The following is a 13,113-nucleotide window of genomic DNA, read 5'->3' as shown; positions in this document are numbered from 1 at the left end:
CGTGAATGGACAGCCCGCTTCAGGCCGGGATCGATCACATGAAGGATGTCGACCGTCTAGTCATGCGTGTCGTGCATTGGGCGATCCCACTCCTCACGATCGGCATCTTTGTTGTCGACCTGCTGACTCCAGTGGGAATTGCGGTGTCGATCCTCTACGTCATTCCGCTGTTGCTCACAGTGTTCAGGTCGAAGGAGCAAGAATCACTCTATTTTTGTGTCCTTGCCACCGGCCTCCTCTGGCTGGGGTTGTTTTTCAAGCCTCCCGGTAGTTCGCTCCCCTATGGCGTGCTCAATCGTACATTGGGAACCTCTGTTCTGTGGATCTTAGCCATGGGATTGATTCACTTCAGACGGCTGCAACAAGAATCAGTGCAGGCAGAACGAGAGCTGATGTCGGAACGTGTGGAGCGAGCCCATGCCGAGGGGTTGATGATGGAGGCGCAACAGGCACGTGACGACGCGGATCGGGAGGCGGTCCGTGCCGTCGTCGGTCGCAAGGAAGCGGAAGAACAGCTCCTGGTCAGCCAGCTGAGGCTCGAAGGCATCATTGAATCTGCGATGGATGCAATCATCACGGTTGACGAAGCTCAGCATGTGGTGTTGTTCAACCATGCGGCCGAGCAGATGTTCGGCTGCTCCGCTCATGAGGCGGTAGGCCGGCATCTTGATCGATTCTTGCCCGCTCAGTATCGCGAAGGTCACCGCTACCATATACGTGAGTTCGGCCAATCCGGCGCGACGAGCCGAAAGATGGGGAAACTGGGGACGGTGATGGGGCTTCGGTCGAATGGAGAAGAGTTTCCGATCGAAGCGGCAATCTCCCTTATCGCCGTAGAACATCAGAAATACTATACCGTCATCCTCAGAGACATCACCGACCGCAAGCGGACCGAAGAAGCCCACCAAGAGAGTCAGCGGAAACTCTCAACCCTGATGAGCAATCTCCCGGGCTTTGTGTATCGCTGCAAAAACGATCGTGACTGGACCTTCGAGTATGTCAGTGAGGGCGTGTCCGATCTGACGGGGTACACCGCCCAGGAATACCTTGTACAACGATCCATCTCGTATGGCGACAATACTCATCCGGGTGACCGTGAGCGAGTGTGGCAAGAAATTCAGGCAGCGGTGGCGCAGCATCGCCCGTACGAAACGACCTACCGCATCCTCACCAAGCTGGGGGAGGTCAAGTCGGTTTGGGAACGGGGTGAAGGGATTTATGCCACGGACAGCACCCTGAGTTACCTGGAAGGGTTCGTCACCGACATCACGGAACGGAAGCGAGCGGAGCACTTGTTGCGGCAAAGTGAAGAACGCTACAGACGGCTGATCGCTGTGTCGCCCTACGCCATTGTGGTGATTCGAGGGGACCGTATCCTCTTCGCCAACGACCAGGCGATCAAGCTGTTCGGTGCTGTGAAGGCCGGCGAGATCCTGGGACGATCCGTTCTGGACTTGTTCCATCCTGATTATCACTCGGCGATTCGAGAGCATATCCACGAGTTGGTGGAAGGCCGCGCACAAGTGCCCATGCTCGAGGAGAAGATCGTCACCCTGAACGGAAGATCCGTGGACGCAGAAGTCAGCGCGGCGCGATTCGTGGATGAAGAAGGTCCGGCGATCCTCGTCATGTTGCGGGATATCAGTGAACGGAAGCGACTACAAGAACAGTTACGAAAAACCGAACGCATCGCCGAGCTCGGTACGGTGGCCTCGGGTATGGCCCACGAAATCGGGACTCCGATGAACGTCATTCTTGGCCGTGCGGAATATCTCATGGATCGGGTCACGGACGAGCCGATCAAGAAAGGCCTCCAGACCATCATTACCCAAGTCGAGCGGATTACGAGGGTGATGAACCAGTTGCTCTCTTTTGCACGACGGAAAACGCCGGAGCGCTGTGCGCTTGATCTGAGGCAAGTGGTTGAAGACAGTCTCGAGATGTTTCACGAACGTCTTGCACGAAGCCGAATTCAGCTTGAGGTGCCGTCGGTCGATCCGTGCCCTATGGTCTTGGCCGATGCGGACCAGATGAGCCAAGTCATGATCAACCTCGTCATGAACGCCGTACATGCGATGCCGGATGGCGGGATACTCCGTGTCGGCCTGGCCCCTGAACCACAGATGGTGAGACTCACCGTTGCTGATACGGGCCACGGCATCCCACAAGAGGTGATCAAGAAGATCTTTGATCCTTTTTTCACGACGAAAGAATTCGGCAAGGGGACAGGGTTAGGACTGACAGTCGTCAAGGGCATTATTGAAGAACATCAGGGATCCATCGCCGTTGACAGTCAGGAAGGGATGGGGACGACGTTTACGATTCTTCTGCCGATGGCCGACAGTAAGAGGTGAATCGACTATTTCCTAACTGGTTCCCACGTACATTCTTGCTCACTTTCTCCTAGGGTTTCACCTTGTATCGTTCACCTCTCATGCCTGATCGCTGTAGCATCCCGCATCAGCAGATATACTCGTGACTGTGGTCTTTCTCGCCACTGAAGTAGTGCTCCCGGTTTCTTCCGCTCGGATTTCTCTGAATAATTGGTCAGTTGGTTGTCATTCTCGCGGGCATCACCCTTGCGTGTTGTATTGTCAAATCACTGGCCGGGGTAAACCGAGATGAGGATGGCGACCGTGGCAAATGGAAAGACGGCGGTACTCCTGATTGTCGAAGATGACCGAGAGATGCGGAGTCTATTGTGTGATGAGTTTTGTGGAATGGGGTATCAACTCCACGAAGCACGGGACGGTGATGAGGCTTTTCTAGCGGTTCGGCAATCCGTGCCGGATGCGATCCTGACCGACTTACGGATGCCGGGAGGGGGAGATGACTACATCAGTCGGTTGAGGACTGTCGTGCCGAAGTGCCCGATTGTCGTTATGACTGCGTTCGGCGATGCAAGATTAAAAGCGCAGATACTTAAAGCGGGCGCGAACGCCTACTTTGACAAGCCGGTTCATATTGCGGAGCTGAAGAACTGTGTGCAACAATTGCTCAACCACGAAGGGATGTGAAGTGCATCTCGTCAAATTTCCGACTTGTTGGTTGCGAGACACGAAAGACTGGCCCTAAGGGACGAGACCACCTTGTCTGACCCAGAACGCTCCAGCAACCCGGTACCCCAAGATCCCATCATTACTGCGCGAGTCGAAGCGATCAAGCAGGTGGCCGGAGGTCTGTCCGATCGGGTGGCGGTCATGGATCGATCCTTCAATGTCGTCTACGCGAACGAAGCAGCCTGGTCAGTGCAGAAGAATACCTCCACTCGCCGGCCTCACGCCAAATGCTATGAAGCCTTTGCCCAGCGAACCGATCCCTGTGGGGGCTGCCCGGCGAACAAAGTGTTCGAGACGCCTGAGGTGCAGTGCGTTTCTTGTTCGGGGGGAGGTGACGGCACGGCCTGTGGGATGCAGCAGGCCTTTCCGTTAACGGATGCACAGGGATCAGTCATCTCCATGTTGGTGCTCTTCCAGCCGACATTGAAGTCTGTTCAGCCAGCTACGGCGGAGGACAGCCCTACCACACCTCTTGCGAATGGTCTTGGTGAATTGATCGGTCAAAGTCCGATCATGCAGCAGCTCTTCGACATGACTCGTCTGGTTGCGGAGAGCTCGGCGACCGTCCTCATTCAAGGCGAGAGCGGAACAGGGAAAGAACTTCTGGCGAAAACGATTCACGCGCTCAGTCCCAGAAGGGATCGGCCGTTTGTTGTGGTTGACTGTGGCTCATTGCCTGAGACGTTGCTCGAAAGCGAATTATTTGGACATGTGAAGGGAGCCTTCACCGGAGCAGTGATGAACAAGCGAGGCTTGTTTGATGAGGCCGACGGAGGCACGATCTTCTTGGATGAGATAGCCGACACGACGCCGACTTTTCAAGCCAAATTACTGCGTGTTCTACAAGAGGGCGAGATCAAGCCGGTGGGTGGGACCCGAACCGTCAAGATCCATGCGCGGGTCATCTCGGCGTCAAACAAAGATCTGGCCGAACTTGTGAAAGCCAAAACATTTCGTCAGGATCTCTATTATCGATTAGCTGTCCTCCCATTGTATTTACCGGCGCTTCGGGAGCGGCGGGACGACATCCCATTGCTTGTTCGGCATTTCGTCTCGGGGGCTTGTGCCCGACATCATCAGCCGGTGCGATCCGTGGATGAGCGGGCTTTGCGGTTGTTACGGGACGCTCCTTGGCCGGGGAATGTCCGGCAATTACAGCATTATATCGAGCGGGCTGTGGTGACGACGGTCGGCCCATCGCTGCCTTGTCAGGATCTGCTGGACCAATCTTTGGGAGAAGAGGACGAAAGTTTACGCTCGGCGTCGCGTGGGGCGGTGGCTCAAACAGAGCGCACGCGAATCGTTGATGCGCTGCAAAAAACGGCAGGAAATCGATTGAAAGCAGCCAAATTACTCAGAATCAGCCGAGCGAGCCTCTATAACAAACTTCGCGCGTATAGCATCGAATAGGTATCAGTTACTCCCCCTGTCCATTTCCTTTCTTGGGTCACCACACTCCACAGAATGACATCATCACATCAGAGCCCACGCACTGCTGTGCTCGATCGGTTCGCTATTGGCTTTATAAATCCCGCCACGTGAGGATTGGTCGATCAGGCCACCTGAACTTCTGGATCTTCGCAACGATCGGGTAGGGTTCACCCACCACAGTTTTTCACCGGCTCAATTGTACGCATTGTTCGGATCTATTCATGCATCCATGAATGTGGAGTGCGAATCAGACGGCAACGGAACGATATCTGCCTTCAGTCTGTAGTGTTCGCATCCCGCAAGCTGCAATGGGTCGTGATGGCTTGTATGCCCCCTTTCTCCCCTTCATTCGGGGAGCGGAGGTTCAGTGGTGTGGAGCACAGACGCGAAGGAGATACGAGTGAATGGGGAAATTTAGTCCATCACTGTCCAAGAGCCTGGAGTCCCCCCTGTAGCAGGAGCTGACATCGAGATCGCTGGAAAATATTCATCTGCTCTTCTGCCGTGCGAATAACTCAATGAGAAAGGACGAACAGGAGTGGCACGACAGTTGCTGAACAGTTGGGACAGCGCAGAGAGAGCTCGCTCTCTCTGAGAGTTGGATAGTGATTCGCCCTATCGCTATCCAGCAGAGTCCACCTCATTGTGAGCGGCTGTCCCGGCCGCCACATTGTCGCAATGAGGGGGTCACAGGTGAGAGTGGCCCTCTCATTGTTTTTTCTACGGGCAGTATTGGCTACCGAATTATTTCTTGCAGGAGCTGCTGGTGCATCTCTCAATCGCAATTCCTGAGGCACAGGTTGTAGATGCCCCGACTCTGTTACGGCTGATCCGGATGGCGCCTGTTTGTGACGCCGAGGGAGATGAACAAGGGGCTGAGTATGTGGCGTCCTTTGACGACTTTCCGACGTCGGTGGCGATCGTGGCGCGAATGATTGAGGAGGCCTGGGACCTGCACGATGTCCACATCACACTCGAAGGACGACCCGTCGTGAGCCGGATCAATTTCTATGCGGCCCTCCGCTGCTATCAAGAAAGCCTGAGTGCCTCGGACGCGAAAGCGTACTGTTTTCAGCAGGCGGAGAAAGTTGGCGCTGACAGAGGATGTTCTGAGCAAGCCTGTTTGTCCCACTGTCGGTTTATTTGCTCGCGGTGTGTAGGACTGTCACGTGATCAAGGCGCGCCTCCGATGTCGAGTCAGCTCTTGGAAGTGGCGCGCCGCGCGGAAGTGGATTGGTGTCCCAACCTGCACATCGCGGAGGTGGAAACATGAGTACCCGGTCGAGGAATTGAGCAAGCCAGATGAAACGCTGGCGGTTGGATCATGTCAGTTGATTGCTCGAAGGAGGGCCGTGCTCCTCGATGCGTAACCAGGGAGGGAGAGTATCATGCAGGTTGTGAGAAGCAAGGGGAATATTGGAGTGTGGGTTGTCATGGTATCGCTTGCGGCGGCGTCCGCTTTTTTCAGCGGCGGCCCAGCCTCCGCTGAAGACACCACCGTGACAGGAAACCGCGTGTTCTTTCGCGGCGGCTATGGTCAGATGCTCAGCGATCGCGGCGGTGAATTAATCACCGATGGTCATGGGGTGGCCGGGAAGAACGATGGCACCGGCGGTTATTACATCGGCGGTGGAGCGGATCTCATGCTCACCAAGGATCTGTGGGGGATGGTACCCGGTGTGGCACTCGTCGGCGAGATTGGAATGGAATTCAAAAGGTGGGCCTCCGCAAATGTTGGGAATGTCGATACCACGACGGTGACCGGAGTGAGTAGCGGCGGTCTGAGCAAAGTGCAGCTGACTATGCTGACAGTCAGCGTAGCCCCCAAGGTGAAGTTCCGACAGGGAACGGATTTCCAGCCCTGGATTATTCCGGCCGGGTTGGATTTCCATGTCATCAGTCCAACCTCGAGTCAGATCAATTATTTGGACATCGGGGTTCAGTTCGGTGGCGGCGCCGAGTTTCGCGTCTGGAAGGAATTGTGGCTGGGGCTCGACAGCCGCTTCCACCTGGCCTCAAACCAAACTAACACGGTGAACAATTTCTGGACCACCGGTATTTATGGGGCTATCGGGTTCTAGTTGGTCACTAACTCTCAAACAGGCGGATAATGATATCCGCTAGAGGCGTTGCAGGGAGCCACTTCACGGCTCCCTGCACTTGTCTCTGCCTCAATCTTCACCTACATCCGTCGAAGGTTCAAGAAAACGCTCGATGCACTCGGCGGCTGATCCGACAGAACTGAATGCTCGAAGGCTTCTGGTATATCGCCACAGCAAGCATGAACGTCCAGGTCGGACGGCCATGCGCCGCAGTTCTTTGTAACCAACCTCTTGTTCTCTTTCGGGATCGGCATGGCCTGGTGCACGCGTTCCACGACCGTTGCCCCCATAAAGGCGTCCCGCTTTCTTCAGGTCGGCAGGAGGGGGATTCCTTGCGTTGTCCGTTTCACGGATGGCGCTTCAATTCAACTGGTGAGTGTGTGGAGGTTCCGGCCCTTGGCAACCGGCCGCATCCATCATCGGCCTCGGCCTGTGTGCGGACATTCCCGGCAGAGGAACGGGACGGGTGGGTGTGGGTGTATATGGGAAACGATCGGTGCCCGAAACCTTCGGCGCCTCCACCCTCGTTGCCTATTCCTGCAGATGGCGGTCCAATGGTTTCCGTGCGCGAGTCCGGCGAGGCAAAAGTCCGGTGGGATTTCGCAGTGGATAGTCTCATGGATCCTGCGCATGTCCCGTTCGTGCACAACAACTATTTCCGGCGGCGTGAGGCGGCCAGAGAGAAAGAAAAGGTGTTCACGCGGTTGCCGCTGGGGTTCCGGACGATCTCGAAGAATGTCTTGTTGCCGGATACCTTTATCTTTCGGGCGTTGTCTCCCAAGCTGGGCGCAGCGACAACCACGGTCGATTTCGTCCTGCCCGGCATTCATATGGAGCGATGGGAGATCGGCGACCGGTTCGCATCCGTCATGTTGGTGGCCACCCCGCTTACTGATGAGCGAAGCCGATTCGACATCTGCGTTGGGTGGAACTTTCTGCACGGGTTTCCCGTGGGGTGGCTGGTCCGCCGGACTCTCAGGACGATTCTTGGTCAGGATCGGGAAGTTCTGGAATTGCAGGAACAAGGGTTCGGCTCACATGGAAGTATGTTACTGAATTTGGAATCGGACACACTGGCCGTGTGGTATCGGCAGTTAAAGAAATATCATAGTGATTTGTTGGCTGGTGTCCACGATCCTCAGCATCCGATTCCTGAGAACACCCTGCTCAGATGGGTGACCTAGGGGCGGTCTTGCGTCCGCACGAGCCATACGGTACAACCATTCCATAGCCTCTGCGGTCTCTGTGTGCAACGCTCAGCTTGGACATCGACTGGGATCATCTCGATATCCCGTGACGGTGACGATCTGGTAACGTCGGTTGCGACGAACCATTGTGCCGACGATCAGATCCTCAGCAGTGAGGTTTCTCCGTGACTGGTATCGGGTCAATCCTCATGAGATCATGCAACCAGCGTGAGCCGAATCGGGTGAGAAAGAAGGACAGTGTGAAACAAGGGGTTAGAACGGGCGGCTGTTTGGCTGGCTGGGTGCTCGTGGTCCTGACGATGTGTCTCGGAACGGAGGCTTGGGCCTATGAGTCTGTGCCAGTGGCAGAGGGGGCTACCGTGCGGGGCACCGTCACCTTCATCGGTACTGTCCCACCGCCGAAAGAATTTGAAGTGCGTCGGTACCTCGACCACGAATATTGTAGCCAGCGATCTGATCTCAACGGGTATCGGCTCATGAGAGAAATCACGGTCAGGGCAGACGGTGGCCTCAAAGATGTCCTGGTGATGATAGAGGGTGTGGAACGTGGAAAGCCCTTTTCCTTCACCGATGCCCAAGTGGAAGCGAACCGTTGTCGGTTTATGCCGTTCGTGACCGTAGTCGGCGATAAGCGACTGATCACGGTGTTCAATCGAGACCCAGTCCCGCACGACATTCAAGGGTATGCGTTCGACCAAACGGGAGGCGATATGGTTTTTTATCGCCCGTCTTTGGAGGCGAGTGGCACCACGGATACCGTGCAGTTGGTCAACGGGCGAAAAGTATTCAGCATGCAGTGTAGCATGCATCCCTATATGCAGAGTTGGGGCTACGCGATCGACCATCCTTACTTTTCGGTCACCGATGCAGCAGGGTCTTTCTCCATTGATGATCTCCCGCCGGGTAAATATCGTCTGAAGGTCTGGCATCCGATTCTCGGCACGCGAGAACAGGCGCTGACCGTCACGGCGAATGAAACGATTTCGTTGAGTCTGTGGTTCGAGGCCAAGGACTGACCGATAACGGCTCGCCATCCTGGACCGCTGGTGGGGGTTCCACTTTTGTCCAAATCAAGTCTAGCCCGCATGATTCATGAACACTTCTGCTGCAATCGCCGATCCGCTGTTACAACAGGCCAGGGGCCTCCGGGCTCCGCGCGCCGGTCTCACGACGCGGCTTGGCGATTTCGCGACGAACCGTCATGAATCATGCGGGCAAGAGGAATGTCCATGCGAAGCTGACGGCGGATCAGAACACACCGTGACCGACCGGATCGTCTTGCGGGGACTGCGCTGAGTAACCGTGCAGTCATCCAGGACCGATAGGTGTCATCACATCAATCATGAGAGCACAGTATGTATTCCACGCTTGTTATCTTGCATATTCTCGCTGCGGTCAGTTGGGTCGGCGGCATGATATTTCTGTCATTGGTCTTGGCGCCTTTAGTGAGAAGCCGGAAAGCTGTACCGGAATTCATGGCGCTGTTTCGGTCTGCCGCGCTCCGCTTTCGCCCCATCGTCTGGGTGGCCATGGCGATACTCGTGATGACCGGTCCGATGCTGCTGTCGTTTCGAGGCGTCGCTGTCACGAGTCCTTCTTCCTGGCCGGGAATCGTCATGGTGAAGCTGACGCTGGTCGCCCTGTTGCTGTTCCTCACCTTGCTGCATGACCTGGTGCTTGGTCCTCAGGTCAGCCGGGTCAGTGCGATTCCAGAATCTCAGAGAACGGCAGGAGAGCAACTTGTGTTCAAAACCGCGCGCTGGCTTCCTCGTCTTTCGCTACTTCTCGCACTGGCCGTGGTGATTACGGCGGCGATGCTGGCCCGGTCGTAGCGTGATTCGACGAGCGGCTTGGTTGACATGCGCGGCGAGACCTTCCGGCTCACCTCAGCGAGTAAGAATGAAGCTTTCCTGGCAACACAGCGAGGACGAAGTCTTATGACTCAGATCAAGACCCGTAGGGTTACGGAGTCTTTGCGCAACGAAACCCATAGCCGAGGTGCCGACGAGACGGTTCGGCATTGTAACGGAAGGACGATCCCAGAAACTCCTGAACATAGAGCCAGTTTCCGCCCCGCACGACTTTCGACTTACCCGTTGCCGGTCCTTGAGGATTCTTCGTTGGGCTCTTCTTGTAATAGTCATGGTCATACCAGTCGTTGACCCATTCCCAGGCATTGCCGGCCATGTCATAGATACCGTAGGGGCTCTTGCCCAATTCGAACATCCCCACCGGAACCAACGCCATATGGTTCGCCCATTCCTTCTTGCCGAAATTCGCGTGAAGTCTGGTGGGAGCTTCGTTGCCCCAGGGATAGAGGCGGCCATCTGTCCCCCGAGCCGCCTTTTCCCACTCCGCCTCGGTCGGCAGACGCTTCCCGGCCCATTTGCAGTACGTGGCGGCATCCGACCAACTGACGTTCACGACCGGACGTTTCTGATGGCGAGGTTGGTTCATGACCTCCCATTCCGGCGGCGCTTCCTTGCCTGTCGCCTCCAGATACTTGGCATACTGCCCCACCGTCACGTGATATTTGTCCATATAGAACGCGTCAAGGTAGACGCGATGCACGGGCTTTTCGTCCGTCTTCAGGGTACTCCCCATCGTGAATTCCCCTGCCGGCACCAACGCCATTGGGATGTCGCGGGGATCGGTCGGGAACGCTTCTCCTGCTGATACACCTGGTTTCAGACTATCCGGCGAGGTGGTCGAACGTCGCCCAGGCAGCTTCGCTTGTAACTGTTGATAGACGGCTTGTTGCTCATTATTGAGACCCAGCTCATTGGCACCATCCAGGGCTTCTTCAGCCTGCTTCATCTTGTCGGATGGAGTTTGTCCACCGGCAAGCAGACCCTTTGCTTCCTCCAACAACCGCCACGCGGTCACTTCCTCCAGCGACTGCCACACCTTCATTTTGCTTAACCGTGGCTCTCTCGTCCCCGAGATTCTGGATTTCGCGTCCAGGTGGAGCGCGATCTCGTAATGTTCTTCCGCGCAGTCCCAGGCTCCTAATCCTCGACAGGCTTCAGCCAGGTTAAATTGAGCCTGCACATTAGACGAATTCTTGATGAGCCCTGCCTCCAACGTCGTGCGCGCTTCAGCATATTGTTTGTGCTTTAAAAGACTCTCTCCTTTGGCAAAGTTCTGCTCGCCGGCGTCGGCTGCCAGCGCCATGGAGTTTGTGGTCATGCTCAGACAGATGACAACACTCAGCACCTCAAGCGTCTGTCTCATACGCGCGTCCCTCCACTTGTGCTTATCCCATGGCGGTAGATCTCGCTTCCCCGTAAGAGTCTCGGCAGCCTTTGTGAACGCAGCCTTCATGGTTGAAACCATAACATACCGTAGCCAAAGCATAAAGAAGCCTAAGAGAGCGACCACATTTCGTGTGAGTGATGAATGTGGATTCGCGACAGGTCTCCGGCACGTAGAGGAGCCTCTACCAGCTGGTCAGCAGCTATACACCTCAGCAACTCTTGAATCGGCTGTCGAGTATGACCGCGCGCTGCACGACCTGTCATGACATGTACAGATTCAGATCGAGCGAGTAGCTGGCAACAATTCGCAGCCAGCAGTCGAAGCGCAGGAGAGAAATTCGGAACAAGAGTGAATCCATTTCCGAGATGGCGACTCCCACTCAGTGAGAGCTCCCGTCATGGCCGGATGGCATTAGCCTTGAAGGTGGACATCTACCGTAGCTGAGGGCAATGTCGCTCCGGTAGCGCGATCAGAGATGTCTTCATGAAATCGCAAGCCATCATACGTGTTGCTCTAGCAGCAGCTATACTGTCACCAGTTGGTTTGGTCGCCGTTGGGTCGGCGCAGGATCTCCATCGGGATCGTGATCAGCTCAAGACGCAACAGCAGCTGAAGGATAAGTTGCAGAGCAAAGATCAGTTGCACAAGGAGTTGAAGGACAAATACCAGCTGAAAGGGCAGAACGGGGCGAGAGAGGTGGGGGTTCACTCGGCACTCAGGCCTCACTGCCGTATAGAAAGGGAGGAAAGCAATGGCACGGATCGTCATTATCGGCGCATCAATCGGCGGCTTGCCCGCAGCCTACGAGGCACGAGCGTTATTGGACCAGAAGCATAAGGTGACGGTGATCTCGAACGTCGATTATTTCCACTTCGTCCCGTCCAACCCATGGGTCGCCGTGGGCTGGCGGAAGCGAAAGGACATCAGCTTCGCGGTGGGGCCGGTGTTGGAGAAAAAGGGGATCGAATTTGTCTACGAAGCGGCCCAGCGGATCGAACCGGAGCAGAACCGAGTCATCACGACAAAAGGCGAGGTGCCGTACGACTATCTCATCATCGCCACCGGACCGAAACTGAATTTCAGCGCCGTGCCGGGGCTTGGCCCCAGTGGACACACCCATTCCATCTGTACGGTGGACCATGCGGAGCAGACCTGGGGAGCATACCAGAGCTTCCTGAAGGATCCCGGCCCGATCGTGGTCGGCGCGGCGCAAGGCGCCTCCTGTTTCGGCCCGGCGTACGAGATGGCGTTTATTCTGGATGCCGATCTGCGGAAAAAGAAACTGCGGCGGAAAGTGCCGATCTATTTCGTGACGCCGGAACCCTACATCGGTCATATGGGCCTCGCCGGTGTCGGGAAATCGAGGCGTTTGATGGAGGACGAGTTCGCAGACCATTCCATCACACCGATCGTCAACGCCTCGATCAAAGAAGTCCATCCCGGCAAGTTGCAGATGGAAGATGGGCAGGAGATCCCATTCCGTTACTCGATGTTCATTCCACCGTTCGGCGGTGTGGATGCCGTGGCCGGGACGTCGGGTTTGTGTAATCCCAAGGGCTTCGTCAACATCGATGCGTATCAGGCCAACCCCAAGTACAAGAATATTTATGCCGTGGGCGTTTGTGTGGCGATTCCTCCGGTGGAACAGACTACGGTGCCGACTGGGGCGCCCAAGACGGGCTATATGATCGAGTCGATGGTGCGGGCGGCCGTGCACAACATTCAGGCCGATATCGAGAACGAGACCCAGCGAGAGACCGCCACGTGGAATGCGGTCTGCTTAGCGGATATGGGTGACACGGGCGTGGCGTTTGTGGCGCTGCCGCAAATGGCGCCTCGAGACGTGACCTGGGCGAAGAAAGGCCGCTGGGTGCATTTAGGCAAGATCGCGCTGGAGAAGTATTTCCTCCGCAAGATGAAAAAGGGCGAAAGCGAACCCTTTTACGAACGCGTGGTCATGAACGCGCTGGGGATCACGAAGTTGGAGCAACGCCGATGAGTCGGCTTACGGCTCCTTTGGTGGTCCGTCAGGTTGAAAACCGGGCTAGTCGATCA

General features: G+C 56.0%; 12 protein-coding genes and 1 pseudogene. 11 read left to right on the top strand and 2 right to left on the bottom strand.

The window, feature by feature from the left end; translation table 11 throughout:
* Positions 1 to 5: 5 nt before the first annotated feature.
* The 10 genes and pseudogenes from COMA1_RS04065 to COMA1_RS04025 all read left to right on the top strand — a co-directional run bounded on the left by COMA1_RS04065 (position 6) and on the right by COMA1_RS04025 (position 9,632).
* Positions 6 to 2,354: a PAS domain-containing sensor histidine kinase gene (locus COMA1_RS04065; RefSeq protein WP_090744150.1), complete on the top strand. Its 2,349-nt coding sequence runs from the start codon at positions 6 to 8 to the stop codon at positions 2,352 to 2,354.
* A 273-nt stretch (positions 2,355 to 2,627) separates the two neighbouring features.
* Entirely contained in the window at positions 2,628 to 3,017 is a 390-nt protein-coding gene (locus COMA1_RS04060; RefSeq protein ID WP_176697843.1) for a response regulator, read from the top strand.
* A gap of 72 nt (positions 3,018 to 3,089) precedes the next feature.
* Complete coding sequence (locus tag COMA1_RS04055; RefSeq protein ID WP_090744144.1) at positions 3,090 to 4,469, top strand: sigma-54 interaction domain-containing protein; 1,380 nt, start codon at positions 3,090 to 3,092, stop codon at positions 4,467 to 4,469.
* 787 nt (positions 4,470 to 5,256) lie between these two features.
* Positions 5,257 to 5,763 carry a hypothetical protein gene (locus tag COMA1_RS04050; RefSeq protein ID WP_090744141.1) on the top strand — a complete coding sequence of 169 codons (507 nt, stop codon included), beginning with the start codon at positions 5,257 to 5,259 and terminating at the stop codon, positions 5,761 to 5,763.
* Between the two features lie 115 nt (positions 5,764 to 5,878).
* The gene (locus tag COMA1_RS04045) at positions 5,879 to 6,571 is read left to right on the top strand and encodes a hypothetical protein (protein ID WP_090744138.1); all 693 of its coding nucleotides are present in this window, start codon (positions 5,879 to 5,881) and stop codon (positions 6,569 to 6,571) included.
* A gap of 164 nt (positions 6,572 to 6,735) precedes the next feature.
* Positions 6,736 to 6,984 (top strand): annotated as a pseudogene (locus tag COMA1_RS22115) (Rieske 2Fe-2S domain-containing protein); the annotation flags it as partial.
* 162 nt (positions 6,985 to 7,146) lie between these two features.
* Complete coding sequence (locus COMA1_RS21490; protein WP_245630838.1) at positions 7,147 to 7,776, top strand: hypothetical protein; 630 nt, start codon at positions 7,147 to 7,149, stop codon at positions 7,774 to 7,776.
* A gap of 263 nt (positions 7,777 to 8,039) precedes the next feature.
* Positions 8,040 to 8,816: a hypothetical protein gene (locus COMA1_RS04035; RefSeq protein ID WP_176697842.1), complete on the top strand. Its 777-nt coding sequence runs from the start codon at positions 8,040 to 8,042 to the stop codon at positions 8,814 to 8,816.
* A gap of 76 nt (positions 8,817 to 8,892) precedes the next feature.
* A complete protein-coding gene (locus COMA1_RS04030) occupies positions 8,893 to 9,096 on the top strand; it encodes a hypothetical protein (RefSeq protein WP_090744129.1) in 204 nt (67 codons plus the stop codon).
* A 59-nt stretch (positions 9,097 to 9,155) separates the two neighbouring features.
* Positions 9,156 to 9,632: a CopD family protein gene (locus tag COMA1_RS04025; protein ID WP_090744124.1), complete on the top strand. Its 477-nt coding sequence runs from the start codon at positions 9,156 to 9,158 to the stop codon at positions 9,630 to 9,632.
* Between the two features lie 130 nt (positions 9,633 to 9,762).
* On the opposite strand, the gene COMA1_RS04020 is transcribed toward COMA1_RS04025, so the two are convergent.
* Both COMA1_RS04020 and COMA1_RS04015 read right to left on the bottom strand, forming a co-directional pair.
* Entirely contained in the window at positions 9,763 to 11,034 is a 1,272-nt protein-coding gene (locus COMA1_RS04020; protein ID WP_176697841.1) for an SUMF1/EgtB/PvdO family nonheme iron enzyme, read from the bottom strand.
* Between the two features lie 555 nt (positions 11,035 to 11,589).
* Positions 11,590 to 11,826, bottom strand: coding sequence for a hypothetical protein (locus COMA1_RS04015; protein WP_090744118.1), 237 nt, complete (start codon positions 11,824 to 11,826; stop codon positions 11,590 to 11,592).
* Between COMA1_RS04015 and COMA1_RS04010 the strand changes: the two genes are divergently transcribed.
* On the top strand, positions 11,810 to 13,057 hold the full coding sequence (locus COMA1_RS04010; protein WP_090744115.1) for an NAD(P)/FAD-dependent oxidoreductase: 1,248 nt from the start codon (positions 11,810 to 11,812) through the stop codon (positions 13,055 to 13,057). The genes COMA1_RS04015 and COMA1_RS04010 overlap by 17 nt on opposite strands.
* Positions 13,058 to 13,113: the final 56 nt, after the last annotated feature.

The sequence above is a fragment of the Candidatus Nitrospira nitrosa genome, from assembly GCF_001458735.1.
GTDB classification, from domain to species: Bacteria; Nitrospirota; Nitrospiria; order Nitrospirales; family Nitrospiraceae; genus Nitrospira_D; species Nitrospira_D nitrosa.
Note: the sequence above shows the minus strand (reverse complement) of the source record. Positions and strands in the feature narration are given on the sequence as shown.